The following is an 18,846-nucleotide window of genomic DNA, read 5'->3' as shown; positions in this document are numbered from 1 at the left end:
GGTGGCCGGTGTGACTGGGGCTTTCGAGGGGTGGCCGCGCGGTGCGTTCGACGTACTGCTGCGGCTGGAGGGTGAGCCTTCGGAGCAGGTCCGGCGGGAGTGCCGGAAGGACCGGGAAGAGCTCGTGCGGCAGCCGATGGTCGACCTGCTGAACACGGTCGCCGACGCGGATCCGGCGTACGAGGATTTCGCGGTCTGGCGATACGGCGAGGTCTTGCTGGCGGCGTGGCAGCGGCAGTCGGCGATCGTCCGGATGGCGCGGAACGTCGAGCTCGCGGTGGGGTTCGATCTCGACGGGCTGGAGGTCCGCGTCGCGTGGTGGTACGCGCCGCCCGAGCAGATCGAGCGGTACCGCGCCGCGGTCGCGGACGACGGTACTGGCCGCCGGTTGGTCGCCGTACTGCGGAAGCTCGAGCGCGAAGGCTTCGAGATCTCGGGCGACCTGCTGAAGCGACCGCTGCGCGGACACCCGCCCGACCATCCGCGAGCAGAGCTGCTGCGGCACCGATCGCTGATCGCCTCACGACACCTCGGCTGCGACGACTGGATTCACACCGGGGCCGCCGCGGACCGGGTCCTCCGAACCTTCACCCAGTTACGCCCGCTGACGCAGTGGCTGGTCAAGAACGTCGCAACGGCGCATCAAGGCAGCGTTTGAACGAGTGAGTTGCTGACCGCGCAGCAGTACGCCCGGATCAATGCGTTCGCGTCGACGGCGTCGGATGGTACGGCGCTGTGCGCGGCGCGGGCGAGTTCGACGACGACCCAGTGCGCTTCCGGATCGCCCGCCAGCGCCGTCAACGTGGCGTCGACGTCCGCTGGCGGGACGATCGTCAGGAGCGTGTCGAGCGTCTCCTGGAGCGCGTTGCGGGCCAGCAGGATCTCGCCGGCGTTGTAGCGGCCGAGGTTGCGGTAGGCAACGAAGCTCGCGGTGTCGAAGAACTGGTTGAGGGTCGACTCCCTGGGGTAGCTCGGGTAGCGCTCGTGGAAGGCGAGCAAGCCCGCGGGCATCTGCCGGGCGAGCCCGGGCTTGGCGTACCAGAGGATGCCGACCGAGGTCGTCTGGGTGAAGGTGCCCGCGCCTTTGGTGAAGAAGCCGATGTTCACCGTGCGCGGCGAGTACGCCGGGACGCGCGAACCGCTCGGGGCGGCGCGCAGGGGATCGAGGCTGATGTCGATCCGGATGTCGCACTCGCTCGGGGCGATCGCGATGGCCTTGCCGAGCGAACTGGTCGCGTCACCCGGGCCGGAGTCGGCGTCCACGCAGACGATCTCGGTGATCTCGGAGATCCGGAGCAGTTCGACCAGGCCGGTGTTCTCCCAGTGGCCGCCGTCGGTCAGGTAGAGGTAGGGATCGTCGAGGTCGTGGACACCGAAGAACTCCTTGAACAGATAGCCGAGGCCGGTGCGGGCATAGCTGAGGTCCGGTCGGTCCTGCAGGTTGGCCGCTTCCAGTTGGGCGATGAACCGCGGGTTGGCGATCCACACACCGAGCCGGATGTTGAAGAACGTCAGTAGCGTGCTGGTCGGCCCGATCTGGAACCTGCCCATCGCCGGCGAGACCGCCGCACTCGAGATCGCGACCGCCATCATCGTGGTGATCCGCTTGTGCAGGCGCTTGCCGAGCCGGTCGAGAATCCGTGTCGACGCGGCGAACTCGAGGATGTTGCCGCGTCCGTCCTGCGGCAGGTGCAAGGTGGTCCGTGCTGGGTCGAACGTCACGCTCAGCGCGGGCGTGCCGTAATGCGATCGGACTGCCCGCGAGGCCACGGTGCAGGTTGTACACACCACCAGCGGCGTCCGGGCATCGGAGGCCTGGTTGAATGCGAACAGTCCGGGTTCGCGCTGCGTCCAGTCCGTGCCGGCGACGTTGTCGTTCTCGTACGGATGGACGTGCCGTTGGTCCTCGAGGCGATAGGTGGCGTAGGCCGACCGCAACTTCCCGCGGTAGAACGGAGCCAACGCCCAGCTCTCCGGACTCGGGCCGAGGAGCGCGACAATCACCACCACCAAGGCGAGGATCCAGTTCCAGCCGGACTGCCAACTGACCAGATCGTCCCGGGACCAGCTGACGCCCTGCTCGGCCGCCGTCCAGGTCGCCAACGCAGCCAGGCCGAGCACGACCACGATGAACGCGAACCCGCCGAGCTTGGGCGCGAAGCGAGTGGCCGGTTTGCGCAGGATGCGGACGATCGAGCCCACCAGACCGGCGCTCGCGGCGGCCGTGGCCGCCAACGTGGCGAGCGACAGATAGGCCACTGCGCCGACCAGCTCGACGAATCCCCAGATCGTCAGCGCGAGAAGCACCCCGATAGCGACGGCGGCGTAGGCTGCCCGCTTCAGCGTTCGCAGTGTCACTCGCGCCCATTCATGCTGTTGAGCAGGGCCGATGAGCACCCGGCCGACGAGCACCCAGATCAGCAGTACGACGAACCCGACAACGAGAAAGACGATGCCGGGCAGTGCGAGCGAATGCTGCTGGACGAGGTCATGCATCGAGCCTTTCGGCAGCTGACCGTCCCGCCCGGTGAACCCGCGCAGCGCCCAGCCGACCGGACGGGTGATCGCCCAGAGGATGCTCAGCAGCACGAGCACGTTGACGGTCAGCCCGGCAATGACCGTCGCGAACACCGCTGGCCGGTACGACGCCCCGTCGCCGTTCTGCTCGCCCGTCCGGACCGCGTTCGTGGCGGCCGGGTCCGTGTGCGAGCCGCGCGGCTCGTTCGAGGCGAGGTAGCCGAGGTTGTCGAGGAGATGCCGCTCCTCCGGAGTGAGCGTGCCGTCGTCCAGCCCCGCCCACGGGAACGGATCGAGCGCGGCGGGCGGGACCCGGTTCGGATTCCCGCCGTCGGCGGTGTCGTAGGCGGACCGTGAGATGCTCCAGCCGGCGGCCAGGTTCGATCCGCCGGACACGGCCGTGACCGCGCGCGCCCCGGACCATCCGAGTGGCCCGTCGTCCAGTGCCTGGAGCGCGCCGAGGCTGATCGACGATGCTCGGATACCGCCGCCGGACAGCGCGATGCCGTACTTCGTCTGCGCCGGCGGGGGCGGCGTGCCGCGCTTGGTCATGGTGCCCGCGGCCTCCTGCGTGACCTCCTGCGAAGGCTCGGCTTCGGCGGTGGTGTCGGCGGCCCTGCGTGCGTACTCCGGCAGCGCCCAGGAGGCGAGCCGGATCCAGCGCGGCGTCGACCACCACGCGAACGCCCCGGCGACGACGTACAGGACGGCCACGAGCAGGATGGCGAATTTCGCCCAGGCGCAGATCGCCACGAACCGCCACGGCCCGTCGGAGGCCCCCGCGGTGAGCATCAGGATGTTCTCGGCGACGTCGAGCCCGCCGGCGACGACGACTGCGACGGCCACCGGGACGCGCGCCCGCCGGAGAGCCGGCAGCCGGTAGTACGCACCGGCCCACAACGCGAGCAGGCTGAGCAGCAGAACGTACGACGCGATGAACCAGAAGTCCTGCTGGACAGCCCTGGTGAAGGCTTCGTCGCAGGCGCACTCGCGCCAGGCCTGGCTGGTGGAGGCCAGTTCGATGTCGACGATCGTCGTGTTCTGCCCCTTCAGACTGGCCGCGTCGCCGAAGTGCGCGGCGGCAATCAGGCCGGCGGCGAACGCGGTCCACCGCAGCAGCGGAAGCCAATGCGGCACCTTCTCCAGGCGGTGCAGGAGCCGATCGGCCCACGTCGGGATCTGACGCCTCTGCAGATGCGCGCGTGCCAGCAGAACCGCCGCACTGAGCACCGCAGCGAGCAGCAGGATCGTGATCCCGAGCCATTGCGGCAGCAAGCCGTCCCGGCCGCCGATGGCCGGCAGAGCGGCGAAGAACAGGCCGACACCCAGCACGAGCCAGAGCACCCGGCGCCAATAGTCGAACGAGACGTCGGTGGTCTCGTCGAGACCGTCGGCCGGCGGATCCAGGAACTTCGCCATCTGCCCACCACCCTTGTTCAGCGGCGCACTCGGGAACTGATCCCCTCACTCATAGGAGGTCCGGACCCGGCGGGTGATACGTCCTGGCGCGCACGGCCGTCCACAGCTAGCATCGCCGCTGTGCCCGAAGTACGACCCGGCGGCCGGATCATGAGCACGTCGGTGGACGTCGCCGTACGGCAGCGGGTGTCCAGGTGTACTACGTGCGCGGCCGGATCGCGGCGTACCTGGACGATGTGCTCGCGATCGGTGTCGACGGGTTCCGGCTGGACGCCTCGAAGCATCTGCCGGCCGCGGACATCGCCGCGATCAAGGCCCGGCTGTCGCGACCGGCGTACCTGTACCCGCGGCACCGGGGTGACGCGCTGGTGGGACAACGGCAACGACGCGATCGCGTTCGGACGCGGCGCCGAGGGGTACGTCGTACTCAACGACGAGAGCGTCGCGCTGACCGGGCGGTCGTTCCAGACCGATCTTCCGGCCGGGGTGCACTGCGACGTGATCCACGGCGACTACGCGGCGGGGCAGTGCACCGGCCCGACGTACACGGTCGACGCGTCCGGCTGGTTCCGCGTTGACATCGGAGCCACGGACACCCTCGCTCTGCACACCGCCGCTCGCGTCTCGTAGCCCCGTACCACCCGGAGCCGGGTTTCATCCTCCATAACGGGGGAGTGCTGGGACGCTCTGCCGCTCTACGGTCGAGAGGAGCGGAGGTGGCAGCGTGGCGACGAGCGGATCGGTCGTGTTCAGGGACGTACGGGTCGTGGACGTTCGAAACGGACGAACGGGCGAACCGACGCAGGTCGTGGTGCGCGACGGCGTCATCGAGAGCATCGGCGCGGCGGGTGACGTCCCGGACGACGCGCGCGCGATCGACGGTGCCGGAAAGACGCTGATCCCGGGGCTGATCGACGCGCATTGGCATTCGATGTTCGCGGCCGCCCCGTTGGCGCTGGCGATGATGGGCGATATCGGCTACCTGCACATCCTCGCCGCGACGGCGGCCGGTGAGACGGTACGGCGCGGTTTCACCACCGTCCGCGACGTCGGCGGGCCGTCGTTCGGGCTGAAGCAGGCGATCGACGGCGGACTCGTACCGGGTCCGCGGATCTTCCCGTCCGGCGCGATGATCTCCCAGACCGGCGGTCACGGCGACTTCCGGATCCGGCACGAGGTCCCGCGCGGCCGCATGGGTCACCTGAGTCATGCGGAGCTGGTCGGCGCGGTGCGGATCGCGGACGGCGTGGACGCGGTGTTCGAGGCGGCGCGGGAGCAGCTGATGCTCGGCGCGTCGCAGTTGAAGCTGATGGCCGGTGGCGGGGTCGCGTCGGCGTACGACCCGCTCGACGTCACGCAGTACACCGAGGCCGAGCTGCACGCCGCGGTCGACGCGGCGGAGAACTGGGGAACGTACGTGATGGTGCACGCGTACACACCGCGCGCTGTCCAGCAGGCGATCCACGCGGGCGTCAAATGCATCGAACACGGCCAGCTGCTCGACGACGAGACCGCCGCGATGATGGCGGAGCACGGCATCTGGTGGTCGCTGCAACCGTTCCTGGACGACGAGGACGCGATTCCGGTACCGCCGCACAGTCAGTCGAAGTACGAGCAGATGGTGCGCGGCACCGAGACGGCGTACGAACTCGCGCGCAAACACGAGGTACGCCTGGCCTGGGGTACGGACACCCTGTTCGAGCCGGCGCTGGCCGTCAAACAGGGCAAACAGCTCGCAAAGCTGACGAAATGGTTCGAGCCCGCCGAGGTCCTCGCGATGGCGACCGTCACCAACGCGGAGTTGCTGGCGCTGTCCGGCCCGCGCAATCCGTACCCGGGCGTGCTCGGCGTGGTCGAGGAGGGCGCGCTGGCCGACCTGATCCTGGTGAACGGCGATCCGCTGGACGACATCCAGCTGCTGGCCACGCCGGACACCGCGTTCGCCGTCGTGATGAAACAAGGAGTCGTCGTCGCCGAGGGAGGCACGCAGTGAATCAGGCCTTGATGAACTCGTTGACCGACGCCGAGCGTCTACTCGTCGCCGAAACCGAGCGCGATGCCCTGAAGACGCTGAACGAGGACGAGCTGCTGGAGCTGCACCAGCGGATCCGGCGCGCCCGCACCAAGTACCTGAAGAACTACCGCCGCGGGGCGAGTATGTCGGTCGCGACGGCCGGCGGTCGCGGCATGGCGTACGCCCGGAACCAGCGCGACCGGGACAAGGCCGAGCTCTTCGAGGATGCGCTGGCGCGGGTCAGCAGGGAGGTCGCCACTGCCGCCCGGCGGGCCGCGATCGAGCTCCGCACCGAGCGCATCGCGGCGGCGAAGGCGGCCAAGGCCGTCCCGGACCGGAAGGCCACAGCAGACAAGCTGGTACGGCGGACCACCGCGACGACCGACCCGCCGCCGCGCGCGACGAAGACGACCGGTGGGCTGAAGAAGGACGCCTCGACCCGGGCGCTCGGTGCCAGGCGGCAAGCCAAGCGCGACAAGAAATGAGTACCGGGAAGCGGCCGCTGCACCGGCGCGGGCCGATGAAGGCGCTGGCGCTCGGAGCGGCGCTGGTGACGGTCGGCCTGGCATATTCGGCGCTGGTGCCGAACGGCGCGGCCGGAGCGGACGGACCGCAGTCGCAGCAGATCGAGGAAGGGCGCCGGTTGTTCGCGGTCGGCTGCTCGAGCTGTCACGGCCTGTTCGCCGAGGGCAGCACGGACGGCGAGGGGCGGCAGGCCGGGCCGTCGCTCATCGGTGTCGGCGCGGCGGCGGTCGACTTCCAGGTCAGCACGGGCCGGATGCCGGCCCAGCAGCCTGGCGCGCAGATCCCGCAGAAGCCGCCGGTCTACACCGAGGACGAGATCGCGGCGCTCGCGGCGTACGTCGCCTCGCTCGCGCCCGGCCCCGCCATCCCTCCGTCGGAGTCGTACGACGTCAGCGCGGTGCCGCAGGAGGAGATCGCCCGCGGCGGCGAACTGTTCCGGACCAACTGCACGGCCTGCCACAACTTCGCCGGCCGGGGCGGTGCGCTGCCGGACGGCCGCTATGCACCGTCGCTGATGCACACGACGCCGCGGAACATGTACCAGGCGATGCTGACCGGCCCGCAGCAGATGCCGGTGTTCTCGGACGCCGTCCTGCTGCCCGAGGACAAGCGCGCGATCATCGCGTACATCGCGACCCTGCAGGAGCAGAAGGACCCCGGCGGCTTCCCGCTCGGCCGGCTCGGGCCCGTGTCCGAGGGCCTGTGGGGCTGGCTGATCGGCATCGGGGCGCTGGTCGTCATCGCGGTCTGGATCGGCGCCAAGGTGCCACGGATCACCCGTAAAGGGTGAGGACGCCGCGACCGGCCGATGTGACCGACCGTCGTCCGCCTGCCACCGCCCGCGGACGCTCACCCTGAGCGGAGGATCTTCGCCGCCCGACGGATTGGTGGAATGAGACGCTCGGCGGCCTGTAGGTCGCGCCACCCCAGGGAGGAATCAGACATGACGCATCTCGTGGTGCTCGGCGTGAACAGCCGTGACGACGCCGAACGCGTGCTCCAGGTGACCGACGACCTGGCGAAGCAGCAACTGCTGCAGCGCGAAGACGCGGCGATCGCCTACAAGGACAGCAAGGGCAAGGTGCGCATCCAGCAGACGATGAACCTGACCGGCGCCGGGGCCGCGAGCGGTGCGCTCTGGGGCACGCTGCTCGGACTGCTGTTCCTGAATCCGCTCGCCGGTATGGCTGTCGGCGCGGCCAGCGGTGCCGTCGCGGGCAAGCTCACCGACATCGGCATCGACGACCAACTGATCAAGGACGTCGGACGCGAGTTGCAGGAGGACCACGCCGCGGTGTTCCTGCTGGCCCGGTCAGCCACGGTGGACCGCGTGGTCGACGCGCTCAAGCCGCTCGGCCCGACGGTGATCCAGACGAACCTGACCAAGGACCGCGAGGAAGAACTCGTCGCAGCCCTGCAGAGCTGACCCTGGAGCCGGCCGAGGAGGTCTCGTGAACACGACGCTCGACGATTTCGATCCGATTCCTTCGACGCGCCGCCGGCCGACGGTCGCCGTCGGCAGTCTGAAGCAGGCCGTGTCCGAGGCGGACGCGCTCGCGGTTCCGGTCGCGGCCGGGGAGGAGCCCGCCGCGGAGCTCGGCATCGATGCCGCCGGGCTCGCGGCGGCAGGCTTCACCGCCGAGCGCGGCCAGACCTTGGTCCGGCCCACGACGGACGGCCCGGTCCGTGTTGCCGTCGGCATCGGTACGGCGGACCGCCTGGACGGCACGCTGGTCCGGGACCTGGCGGCCGAGTTCGCCCGGGCCGTGCCGTGGCACAAGAAGCTCGCCGTCGAGGTGCCGTCCGGTGACTCGGCGATGCCGGTCGCCGACTTCGCGCAAGCCGTCACCGAAGGCGTCCTGCTGGCTCGGTGGCGGTACTTCGTCGGGCGCGGCTCCGACCAGCCCACCCTCGAGTCGCTGCTCGTGGTCGCCGGCGACGACCAGGCCGAGGAGGCCGCGGCCGGCGTCGAGCGCGGCCGCGTCGTGGCCGCGGCGTGCAGCCTCGGGCGCGACCTGGCGAACTGCCCGGCCACCACACTCTCCGCGGTCCGGATCGCCGAGGTGGCGCAAGAAGTCGGACCTGCTACGGGCCTGCAGGTCGAGGTCTTCGACAAGGACCAGCTGATCGAGCTGGGCTGCGGCGGGATCCTCGGCGTCAACCGCGGCAGCGTGGAGCCGCCGCGGATGATCCGGCTCCGGTACGAGCCGGCCGACCCGACCGGGCGGATCACCCTGGTCGGCAAGGGTGTCATGTACGACTCGGGCGGCATCAGCTTGAAGCCGAGCGACGAGTCCCACGCCCAGATGAAGAACGACATGACCGGCGCGGCCGCCGTACTGGCATCGATGACGGCCCTGCAGGCGCTCGGCTGCCGTACGGCGGTGACCGGCTACATGATGTGCACCGACAACATGCCGTCCGGGTCGGCGATGAAGCTCGGCGACGTACTGAGGATGCGCAACGGCAAGACCGTCGAGGTGCTGAACACCGACGCCGAGGGACGGTTGGTGATGGCGGATGCCCTCGCCCTGGCCACGGAAGAACCCGTCGACGCAATCGTCGACATCGCTACGCTGACCGGCGCGTGCCTACGCACGTTCGGCGTCGAGATCGCCGGGCTGATGGGCAACGACAAGGACGTGATCGAGCAGCTGCGGCGCGCCGGCGAGAACGTCGACGAGCCCGTGTGGGAGCTTCCGCTGCATCGTCCGTACCGCACGCAGCTCGACTCGCCGATCGCCGACATGACCAACATGGGCGGCGTGAACGCGGGCTCCATCACCGCGGCGCTGTTCCTCGAGGAGTTCGTCGACGGCCGGCCCTGGGCGCACGTCGACATCGCCGGTACGGCGCAACTCCCGGCGGCGCGGACCTGGCGCAACCGCGGCGCGACCGGGTTCGGCACTCGGCTGCTGATCGAGTTCGCGCTGCGCTTCCAACCTTCCGCGAACCGACGGTGAAGGCGTGGCCATGAACGCGAAATCGGTCGAGGACAAGCCCGCCAAGAAGGGCGCGATGCAGCGCATGCTCGACGGGATCGAGCGGGTCGGCAACAAGGTCCCGCACCCGGCGCTGATCTTCCTCGGGCTGATCCTGCTGGTCGTCGTACTGTCCCAGATCCTGGCGTGGACCGGCGCCAGCGTCACCACCGAGGTCGCCGAGCCGGAGACCGTCGAGGTCGCGCCGGAGTACCCGCAGGGCACCAGCGTGCCGGGCAACGACGCGCCGGCGCCGCCGCCGATCCCGAACTACGAGCTCGAGACCGAGACGATCACCGCCGAGAGCCTGCTGACCGGAGACGGCGTCCGGTTCATGTTCACCACTGTGGTGCAGAACTTCAACGACTTCGGCGTCGTCGCGGTCATCCTGGTGGCGATGATCGGCGTCGGCGTCGCCGAGGAAGCGGGGCTGATCGCCGCCCTGATCCGGAAGATGGTGAAGGTCGCGCCGAAGGCGTTGATCACGTTCATCATCGTGCTGCTAGGCGGCATCTCGAGCGTCGCCTCGGACGCCGGGTACCTGGTGCTGATCCCGTTGGGTGCGGCCGCCTTCGCGTCCCTCGGGCGGCATCCGCTGGCCGGCATCGCAGCGGCGTACGCCGGGGTCAGTGCGTCGTTCTTCGTCAACATCCTGATCACGCCGGCCGACGGCATCATCACCGAGGTCACCAACGAGACGATCGGGCTGGTCGCTCCGGACGTCGAGCTGAACGTCACGCACAACTTCTACTTCGCGATCGCTTCGACGCTGTTCTGCGCGGTGGTGATGACGCTGATCACGGAGCGGCTGCTGGAGCCGCGGCTCGGCGCGTACGACCCGAGCGAGGCGCCGACCGACGCCCCGGCCGACCATCAGCCGACCGAGGAGGAAATGGCGCTGGAGTCCCGCGGGCTGCGCTGGTCGGTGTACTACCTGCTGGTCGCGATCGCGATCGTGTCGGCGCTGACGTTCATCCCGGGCGCGCCGCTGCGGAACCCGGAGACCGGCGAGATCTTCGGTAACTCGCCGTTCATGAGCAGCCTGCTGTTCATCATCTCGATGCTGTTCCTGGCCGCAGGCCTCGGCTACGGGCGCGGCGCGAAGTCGCTGACCGGCAGTACGAACGTGATCAACGCGATCGTGAAGACGTTCAACGGGCTCGGCGGGCTGATCTTCCTGATGCTGCTGATCGCGCAGTTCATCGCGTACTTCAACTACACGAACATGTCCACGCTGGCCGCCACCGGGCTGGCCGACCTGCTCGAGCGGGCCGACATCGGTGCGCTGCCGCTGCTGATCGGGTTCATCCTGCTGGTCTTCGTGATCGACCTGATCATGCCGGGCGTGATCCCGAAGTGGGCGATCCTGGCGCCGATCTTCGTCCCGTTGTTCTACCGGCTCGGGATCGCACCGCAGACCGTGGTCGCGGCGTACCGGGTCGGGGACGGGCCGGCCAACGTGATCACGCCGCTGATGGTGTACCTGCCGTTCATCGTGCTGGTCTCCCAGCGGTACCGGAAGAAGGCGGGGTTGGGCACGGTGGTCTCGATGATGCTGCCGTACACCGCGATCGTGCTGGTCACGTGGACGCTGTTCTACGTGCTCTGGTACGTGATCGGGATACCGTGGGGGCCGGACGCCCCGGTGCACAGCGGCTAGGTGGCGGCGATGGACGACGGCACCCTGAGCCTGATCATTCTCGGGCTCACCGTCGCGGTGTTCGTATGGAACCGCCTGCCGGTCGAGGTCGTGGCCGTGCTGACGGCGCTTGCGCTGTGGGCCACCGGTGTCGTCGGGTTCCCCGAGGTGTTCGCCGGGTTCGGCGATCCGGTGGTCATCTTCATCGCTGCGCTGTTCGTCGTCAGCGAAGGGATCGATGCCACCGGCGTGACCGCGTGGGCCGGTCAGATGATCGTGCGGCACGCCGGGACCACGCGGATCCGGGTGGTGGTCGCGATCTGCCTGCTGTGCGCGGTCCTGACCGCCTTGATCACGCTGAACGGCGCGGTCGCCGCGCTGCTGCCGCTGGTCGTCATTCTGGCCGCCCGGATCGGTGAACTGCCGTCGCGGATGCTGATGCCGCTGACCTTCGCCGGCAGCGCGGGTTCGCTGCTGATGCTGACCGGTACGCCGGTCAACATCATCGTGTCCGAGGCGGCGCAGGACGCGGGCGCCACCGGCTTCGCGTTCTTCTCGTTCGCCGCCGTCGGGATCCCGCTCGTGATCGGTACGATCGCGATCTCGGCGCTGCTCGGCCCGCGGTTGCTGCCGGCTGCTCGCCCCGCGCATCCGGCGGCGGATCTCGCCGTCCACGCGGAAACCCTGGGCAGCCACTACGTCGTGACCGACCGGTTCTACCGGTTGCGCGTATCTGACGGCTCGCCGTTGCTGGGCCGCACGGTGCAGGAGGTCGACCTCGCCGACTATCCCGAAGTGACGATCGTGGGCCTGCAGGACGAACAGGGGCGGGCGCGGACCGATGCGTCCATCGATGTCGGTGACGTGCTCGTGGTGGTCGGGCCGGGCGATCAGGTCCGCGGCCTGACCAGGGACGCGGCGCTGGCCGTGAGTGCGGCGCCGGTGCCCGCGAACGGGTGGATGAACCGCGACACCGGTGTCGTCGAGGCGGTGATCCCGCCGCGGTCGTCGATGGTCGGTGAAACCGTGTTCCCGGGCATGCTGCGCAGCCGCGACCTGCTGATCGTCGCCGTCCAGCGGATGGGCAAGGACCGCGGCAACCAGCCCACACAGCTCGCCGAGGGCGACGCGATCCTCGTGCACGGCCCGTGGGAGGCCCTGGACGAGCTGACCCGGGATCGGGACGTGCTGCTGGTCGACTCACCCGAGATGATCCGGCGGCAGGCGATCCCGTGGGGATCCAAGGCCTCGATCGCGGTCGCGATCCTTGGCGCGATGGTCGTGCTGCTGGCGACCGGACTGATCCCGCCGGCGATGGCGGGGCTGCTGGCCGCGACCGCGATGGTGCTGACCAAGGTGGTCGGCCCGCGGCAGGCGTACCGCGCGATCTCCTGGCAGATCATCGTGCTGATCGGCGCGCTGATCCCGTTGTCCAAGGCGATCCAGAGCAGCGGGGCCGCCGACCGGATCGCCGACCTGGTCATCGACGCGGTCGGTCCGGGACGCCCGTACCTGTTGCTGCTGGCCCTGTTCGTGCTGACCGCGGCGCTCGGCCAGATGGTGAGCAACACCGCGACCGTCCTGATCGTGACCCCGATCGCGGTCGCGGCCGCGCAAGGCACCGGTACGTCGGTCAAGCCGGTGCTGATGCTGATCGCGGTCGCCGGCGCCGCCGCGCTGCTGACGCCGATCTCCACCCCGGCGAACATGATGATCATGAGCCCGGCGGGCTATCGCTTCGGCGACTACTGGCGGCTCGGCCTGGTCGTGATGGCGTGGTGGCTGCTGATGGCGTTGCTGATCATCCCACTGGTCTGGCCGTTCTAGATGTCCGGTTCCGGAATGCTCGACCGGTACGTCTCGACAGGCGGCCTGCCCGGCACGGACACGATCGATCGGCTGGTGCGGACGGCGTACGAGCGGTTCCACGACGTCGAGGACGGTGCGGTGTCGGAGGTCTATCCGGCGCTGGCGCGCGCCGACCCGGGTGCTTTCGGTCTCTGCGTCGAGGCGAGTGACGGGCGGTGCTTCGAGGCCGGTGACTCGCGGCGGCCGTTCACGATCATGAGTGTCGCCAAGCCGTTCGTGTTCGCCCTGGTGGCACAGGCGGTCGGTGTCGACACGGTCCGGGAGCTCGTCGGGGTGAACGCGACCGGGCTGCCGTTCAACTCGGTCCTGGCGGTCGAGCAGTCGCCGCAGGGACGGACCAACCCGATGGTGAACCCGGGCGCGATCGCGACGACCAGCCTCGTCCCGGGCAGGTCGGTGGAGCGCCGGTGGCAGTTCGTTCTCGACGGCCTGTCCGCGTTCGCGGGCCGCCGGCTCGAGCTCGACACCGACGTCCTCTCCTCGGCGCTGGCGACGAATCATCGCAACCGCGCGCTCGCCGCCCTCCTGACGAGTGTCGGTGCACTCGCGGGTGATCCGGGCGAGGCGGTCGAGCTCTACACGCGGCAGAGCTGTTTGAGCGTCACCGCCAAAGACCTCGCGGTGATGGGCGCGACCCTCGCGGACGGCGGAGTCTGTCCGGTCACGCAGCAGCGCGTCGTCGCACCGGATGTCGCGCGGGTGACGTTGGCAGTGATGACGATCGCCGGTCTGTACGAGACCTCGGGCGACTGGCTGCTCGACGTCGGCGTGCCCGGCAAGAGCGGGATCGGCGGTGGCATCGTGACCGTGTCACCGGGCAAGGGTGCGCTGGGGACGTTCGGTCCGCGGCTCGATGCGGCCGGCAACAGTGTCACGGGTCAGCTGGCCGCGCGGTTCCTGGCGAGCAGCCTCGGCCTGGACTTGCTGGCGTCCCGGCCCGTTGCGCCCGCCTACTGAGCGGCGAGTTTCAGCGTGGTGGTCGCGGTCGCGCCGGCGCGCACGTAGGTCAGCTCGATCGTGTCCCCGGGCTTGCGGGTCAGCGTCGCCACGACGATCTGTTCGCTGCTGACGGCCGGTTCGCCGTCGATCTTCGTGATGACGTCGCCGGCCCGGAGTCCCGCCTGCACGGCCGGTCCGCCCGCGTCGACGCCGAGCACGAACAACCCCGGCGTACCTGCCGGGTCGGTGATTTCCTGGACCTGGAGCCCAGTGGTCGGATGGCCGGGTTTGCCGGTGGCGATGAGCTGATCGGCGATCGGTTTCGCCAGGTCGACAGGGATTGCGAAGCCGAGCCCGACGCTCCCTCCGCCGCCTACACCGGCCTCGTCCGGCACGGTCGCGATCGCCGCGTTCACGCCGACCAGTTGCCCGGAGCAGTCGACGAGTGCGCCGCCGCTGTTGCCCGGGTTGATCGAGGCGTCGGTCTGGATCGCCCCGATCAGATGGTGGGTCACGCTGTCGCCGGGGACCGGGACGTAGCGGTCGAGGGCGCTGACGATTCCGCTGGTGACCGTGCTGTACAGGCCGAGTGGCGCACCCAAGGCGACCACCGGCTGGCCGACCTTCAGCGCCGCGGACGAGCCGAAGCCGATCACGGGGAAGTTCTTCGCCTCGTCGGCGGCTTTCAGGACGGCGAGGTCGGTGCTCGGATCCCGCCCGACGATCGTCGCGGCGGAGGTGTGGCCGTCGCTGTACCGGACCGTGACCGCGCCGCCGTTCGCACCGGGGGAGATGACGTGGTCGTTGGTGAGGATGTACCCGCCGTCGCGGAAGATCTGCCCCGAGCCGGTTCCCGCCTGAGGCCCGCGGCGGGCGGAGATCGTGACGATCGACGGCAGCACCTTGTCCGCGATCGGGACGGCCGCACACATCGCCGTACCCGGATCGGCGGCCCCCGCGCGCGTCACCGCACCGGCCGTGGAGTCGCGCCGTACGGCGAGGAAGATCAGCGCGGTGACGAGCGCTCCGGCCAGCACGCCGGCGACGGCCGCGACCGGCAGGCTGTGGGTGGCCCGCGCCAGGCGGGTTCGCCAGGGCGGCGGTGCCGGTGCTCCGCTGTCTGCCTGGGCCATTGTCGGCCTCCTCGGTCCGCTCAGGAGCGCAGCGGCGGGACCTCCTGGTCGGCGCTCCCGTCGTTCCGAGAATAGGTGTGCCGGGCGGCGGGCATCTCACCTGATCCGGGTGACCGGGAGCTGTCTGCTGCTGATTCTGCTGCCCGATCGAAGTAGAGGTAAGCGACCGCCGCGGCGGCGATCGGCATCGCCAGCGCGAACAGCACTGACGAGACCACGTTGATGAGCGTCGGCGACCAGTCCGTCGCGAGCAGTAGCACGATGCCGGCGATCGGTCCGGCGGCCAGACCGAGCCCGACGATGACCGCGAGCGGTACGGCGGTAAGCCACCACCGACCCTGGACCAGGCGGCGGCTGCGACGCAGCGCGTCACGCCCTGAGCAATGCTCCGCGACGACCAGTTGGACGACGAACGCCCGGCTGACGGCGTAGTACACCGCCAACGGGATGGTCGCGACGAAAAACGTCAGGACGAGCAGGACGAGTGCGTACTGCGTGACCGCGCGGGCGAGTGCCCCGCGCCTCGACAGCAGCGCCCTCGCCGTGGATGCGGCGGTCACCTGTTCGCCGCGATCGAGTTGATCGAGAATCCTCGTCACAGCGGCCAGCAGCGCGACGTACGTCGTGATCGTGAGGATCGTGATGGCCAGCGCGAGCAGCGAGGCCCAGAAGCCGGTCGCGTCCTCGGTCGGCGCGCCGAGGTCCGTCGGGGCGTCGCGCCGGGCGACCTGGAGTCTGGCCAGGATCACGATGACCAGGCTGAGGACGGTGAAGGCGAGGGCGAAGGCTCCGAACAGCAACGGACGCAGGCGGAACAGCCGGATCGCGGAGACCACCGACTGCCCCCAGGCACGCCGCCGGCGGGCGGGGAGCGGGTCGGCATCGGACCACTTCGTCCGGCTCCCGGCCAGCCAGACGGCGACGACGAGTGCCGCGAGCAACAAACCGAGAAGCCATGTGCGGTCAAGGGTTTCGCGGACCAGGTTGGACCCGGTCGCGACCACCGAACAGAAGGCTCCGGTACTGCTCGGGCCGAGGAGAGCACCGCCAGGGACCGTGGTGCTGTCGTCGCGCCAGGTCGCCTCGGCGTCCTGGATGGGGGCCGTCCACGACTCCTTCATGTTCGGCCCGGTCGGCCCGTCGAAGAACGAGCGCTGACGTTCACCTCATCGGCCCTCGAACGCCAGCCACGGGTACTCCTTCAGGTAGTCGGCCTGCTGCATCGGTACGTAGCGGACAATCGGGCGCAACGCCGTACCGGGTCTCGTCGTGTCGTCACAGCCGAGACCTTCGGAGCCGCGGCCGAGGTACAGGCGTTGGCCAAACTTGTTGGCGTGCGAACCCGCCGCTGGGTACACCACAGGATGCGTGCCGTCTGCGAGTTCGAGCTTGGTATCACCCCAGCGTGCCCGCTCGGCGCCGCCGTGCTGGCTGTAGCCGACCGCCTCGGGGTCCGTGGTGAGTGCCTGTTGCGGCGTCGGGACGTCGAAGACGAGCCGGATCGATTCCCAGTCGCCTTCGTGGGTGTTGTTGTAGTCGTTGAAGATGTAGAAGAACCAGTACTCCAGCGAGAGCTTGTCCGGGAACTTCGGATCGGCAGCCACGTGCGCGTACACCGTGGCCGGGTGCTCGCGGTTGATCTCCTTCGACCAGTCGGCGTAGTCACAGCCGGGGCGCAGCGGATCGCCGGGAAAGTCCAGGGCGTGGCCCGGGTAGCCACGTCCGACATCGTTGCCCTTCGGCTGCGTTTTGACGAGGTCGGGCGGGCGCCAGGGACCACGCAGCGCGACCTGCTGATTGCCCAGCACGGCCTCGACGTCGGTCGGCCGGAACTGCTCGCCGTCGTCGCAGCGCGGAGCCTCCTGCTGCATCCGGACCACGGGGGAGTAGCGCTCGGCCAACTGCTGGGCGGCCGCCTCGGGATCCTCGGCGGCGACAGCGGTGTTCTGTGGGATCAGCGCGACCAGCGCGCCCAGTGCCCCGACTGCCTTCACGATCGACCGCATGTGTGGCCTCCTGTTCGGGATCGGCAGCATGTCTCGCCTCCTGTTGCCGCGGCACCACCGTTGATTGGCCATCGGATCACCCGCTACGGGTGACCTGGAGGCGTCGCCAGGCCCCCAGTGTCAGCAGGCCGATGAGGACGGGGACGAACTGGACAGCCACGCGCCACACGATCAACCCGGCGGTCAGGGCCGTCGCCTCGAGCGTGCTGTGGCCGACCACGAACGTCACGTACGTCGCCTCGATCACGCCGGCCCCCATCAGCGGCAGTCCGGTGAGCGGATACACCACCAGAAACGCGCACAGCAGCAGGAGCAGGTTCGAGCCCCCGAGCGGTACGCCGGCGAACGCCATGCACAGGATGAGTACGCCGGCCTCGACCGCGAGCACTGCACCCAGCGCCGCCGAGGTGAGTGCCCAGTGCCTGCGGAGCGTTGCCGCGCTGTGCGCCTGGAACGTCACCAGTCGCTCCTGCCATACCTCGGGGCCTGCGGTCGACGGACGCACCTTGGAGAGAATCCGGCCGAGGAGGCGGCCGATGATCGCTGCGGTCCGTTCGGCGCGCAGGGCGTACAACAGACCGCCCAGGAGGACCGCTGAGGCTGCACCGCACAACAGCGCCGTCCAGGCGAACGGTGCGTAGAACGTGCGGCTCGCCCAGAACAGCAGGAATCCCACGGCCGGCCCGGCCAGGCGCGCCACGTAGTACAGCAGGGTGCTCAGAGTCAGCCCGGTCGTCGCATGGGTCGACTCGATCTGCCACGAGCGCAGCATGGCGAGCCGGACCAGCACGTCACCCGGCGACGGGGCGATCGTGGCCACGGCGGTCGCGGCGACGTCGTTCACCATCGCCTGCCGCGGGCGCAGGCCCGGGATGAGAATCGCGAGCGGGCTGGCCAGCACGAACCGCCGTACGAGCATTGCGGCCAGCAGTACGGCGACCTGCCAGGCGGCGAGATGCGTCAGCGAGTACCAGACCTCACTCCAGTCGACGCCGCGCAACAGCCGCAGGAGCAGCCACGCGCACACCACGACCAGCACGACCCGCACCAGCCGAACCAGCCGTCGCGCGAGGCGTCCGCGGCGGCCGGCGAACCTGATCTGCACCACCGCCTCAACTGGACGGGGGAACCTGGACCACCTCGACAATGGTGATCCCGAGCGTGTCCAGATGATTGAGGACGCCCGCCAGCGCCGACTGGTCCTCCAGTTCGCCGTGCAACACCGTCTGCGCGGGCTCCCGATCCGCAGTCAGCGACGGAAACACGCCGGTCAGCTCAGGCGACAGGTCGCCCTTGACCCGAATCACGTAATGAGCCATGGCACTGTCCTCTTCCGAGTCCTGACAGCACTCTGCGACCCCCACCCCCGAACAACATCACCCATCCCGGGGGACCGCCCCCACCCACCACCCCAAGCTCCCCACGCCCCACCCGCCACCGCCGCAGCCTCCACCGCCACCGCCACCGCCGCAGCCCGGCCCCGCGCTCGGCCGCACGCTTCACCCGCCGCCGCACGCTTCTACGCGACCAACACGCCCGCGCACCCGTACCCGTCCGCCCTCGCCCGCAGCCTCGCCCGCGCCCACTCTCGCTCGCTCCCGCCCGCGCACCCCCGTGCGCCGCGTATCGGCGGCCGTTGGGCACAACCCTCCAGTTGGATGGGCATCCCCTGAACTGGAGGGTTGCCCACTGAAAATCTGAGGGGGCAACCCCAATGCCGCTCAGTTAGGGCTGGGGTGTGGTTGTCAACCGTCGTGGATGTGGATGGTGTGGGTGATCTTGTAGTTGTTGCGGTCGGTGGTGG

Annotated in this window: 16 protein-coding genes; 10 read left to right on the top strand and 6 right to left on the bottom strand. The window is 69.6% G+C overall.

Features of this window, described 5'->3' with window-relative positions; all coding sequences use genetic code 11:
* Positions 1-10: 10 nt before the first annotated feature.
* Positions 11-658 (top strand): DUF2461 family protein, encoded by a 648-nt coding sequence (locus tag AB0B82_RS16120; protein ID WP_360167971.1) that lies wholly within the window; start codon positions 11-13, stop codon positions 656-658.
* Here AB0B82_RS16120 and AB0B82_RS16115 read toward each other — a convergent pair.
* Positions 643-3,936: a hypothetical protein gene (locus AB0B82_RS16115; RefSeq protein WP_360167968.1), complete on the bottom strand. Its 3,294-nt coding sequence runs from the start codon at positions 3,934-3,936 to the stop codon at positions 643-645. The genes AB0B82_RS16120 and AB0B82_RS16115 overlap by 16 nt on opposite strands.
* Positions 3,937-4,293: 357 nt before the next feature.
* Between AB0B82_RS16115 and AB0B82_RS16110 the strand changes: the two genes are divergently transcribed.
* The 9 genes from AB0B82_RS16110 to glsA all read left to right on the top strand — a co-directional run bounded on the left by AB0B82_RS16110 (position 4,294) and on the right by glsA (position 13,921).
* On the top strand, positions 4,294-4,566 hold the full coding sequence (locus AB0B82_RS16110) for an alpha amylase C-terminal domain-containing protein (RefSeq protein WP_360167965.1): 273 nt from the start codon (positions 4,294-4,296) through the stop codon (positions 4,564-4,566).
* Between the two features lie 94 nt (positions 4,567-4,660).
* Positions 4,661-5,929, top strand: a complete 1,269-nt coding sequence (locus AB0B82_RS16105) for an amidohydrolase family protein (RefSeq protein WP_360167962.1) — start codon at positions 4,661-4,663, stop codon at positions 5,927-5,929.
* Positions 5,926-6,435 carry a hypothetical protein gene (locus tag AB0B82_RS16100; RefSeq protein WP_360167959.1) on the top strand — a complete coding sequence of 170 codons (510 nt, stop codon included), beginning with the start codon at positions 5,926-5,928 and terminating at the stop codon, positions 6,433-6,435. The genes AB0B82_RS16105 and AB0B82_RS16100 overlap by 4 nt, the downstream gene beginning before the upstream one ends.
* A 35-nt stretch (positions 6,436-6,470) precedes the next feature.
* Positions 6,471-7,265 carry a c-type cytochrome gene (locus tag AB0B82_RS16095; protein WP_360168150.1) on the top strand — a complete coding sequence of 265 codons (795 nt, stop codon included), beginning with the start codon at positions 6,471-6,473 and terminating at the stop codon, positions 7,263-7,265.
* Positions 7,266-7,418: 153 nt separating this feature from the next.
* The gene (locus AB0B82_RS16090) at positions 7,419-7,901 is read left to right on the top strand and encodes a DUF1269 domain-containing protein (RefSeq protein WP_360167956.1); all 483 of its coding nucleotides are present in this window, start codon (positions 7,419-7,421) and stop codon (positions 7,899-7,901) included.
* A gap of 25 nt (positions 7,902-7,926) precedes the next feature.
* Positions 7,927-9,438: a leucyl aminopeptidase gene (locus AB0B82_RS16085; protein ID WP_360167953.1), complete on the top strand. Its 1,512-nt coding sequence runs from the start codon at positions 7,927-7,929 to the stop codon at positions 9,436-9,438.
* Positions 9,439-9,448: 10 nt separating this feature from the next.
* The gene (locus AB0B82_RS16080) at positions 9,449-11,116 is read left to right on the top strand and encodes an AbgT family transporter (protein ID WP_360167950.1); all 1,668 of its coding nucleotides are present in this window, start codon (positions 9,449-9,451) and stop codon (positions 11,114-11,116) included.
* A gap of 9 nt (positions 11,117-11,125) precedes the next feature.
* On the top strand, positions 11,126-12,922 hold the full coding sequence (locus AB0B82_RS16075) for an SLC13 family permease (protein ID WP_360167947.1): 1,797 nt from the start codon (positions 11,126-11,128) through the stop codon (positions 12,920-12,922).
* Positions 12,923-13,921, top strand: coding sequence for a glutaminase A (gene glsA / locus AB0B82_RS16070; RefSeq protein ID WP_360167945.1), 999 nt, complete (start codon positions 12,923-12,925; stop codon positions 13,919-13,921).
* On the opposite strand, the gene AB0B82_RS16065 is transcribed toward glsA, so the two are convergent.
* The 5 genes from AB0B82_RS16065 to AB0B82_RS16045 all read right to left on the bottom strand — a co-directional run bounded on the left by AB0B82_RS16065 (position 13,915) and on the right by AB0B82_RS16045 (position 18,361).
* On the bottom strand, positions 13,915-15,036 hold the full coding sequence (locus tag AB0B82_RS16065) for a trypsin-like peptidase domain-containing protein (RefSeq protein WP_360167942.1): 1,122 nt from the start codon (positions 15,034-15,036) through the stop codon (positions 13,915-13,917). The two genes, glsA and AB0B82_RS16065, sit on opposite strands and share 7 nt — an antisense overlap.
* A 20-nt stretch (positions 15,037-15,056) precedes the next feature.
* Positions 15,057-16,157: a hypothetical protein gene (locus AB0B82_RS16060; protein WP_360167939.1), complete on the bottom strand. Its 1,101-nt coding sequence runs from the start codon at positions 16,155-16,157 to the stop codon at positions 15,057-15,059.
* Between the two features lie 45 nt (positions 16,158-16,202).
* Positions 16,203-17,042 (bottom strand): hypothetical protein, encoded by an 840-nt coding sequence (locus AB0B82_RS16055; RefSeq protein ID WP_360167936.1) that lies wholly within the window; start codon positions 17,040-17,042, stop codon positions 16,203-16,205.
* Between the two features lie 76 nt (positions 17,043-17,118).
* Positions 17,119-18,150, bottom strand: a complete 1,032-nt coding sequence (locus AB0B82_RS16050) for a lysylphosphatidylglycerol synthase domain-containing protein (protein WP_360167933.1) — start codon at positions 18,148-18,150, stop codon at positions 17,119-17,121.
* Positions 18,151-18,154: 4 nt separating this feature from the next.
* Positions 18,155-18,361, bottom strand: coding sequence for a hypothetical protein (locus AB0B82_RS16045; protein ID WP_360167930.1), 207 nt, complete (start codon positions 18,359-18,361; stop codon positions 18,155-18,157).
* Positions 18,362-18,846 lie beyond the last annotated feature (485 nt).

Source organism: Kribbella sp. NPDC048915 (assembly GCF_040649595.1).
Classification (GTDB): Bacteria; Actinomycetota; Actinomycetes; order Propionibacteriales; family Kribbellaceae; genus Kribbella.
This window is presented reverse-complemented; position numbering and strand designations above follow the sequence as displayed.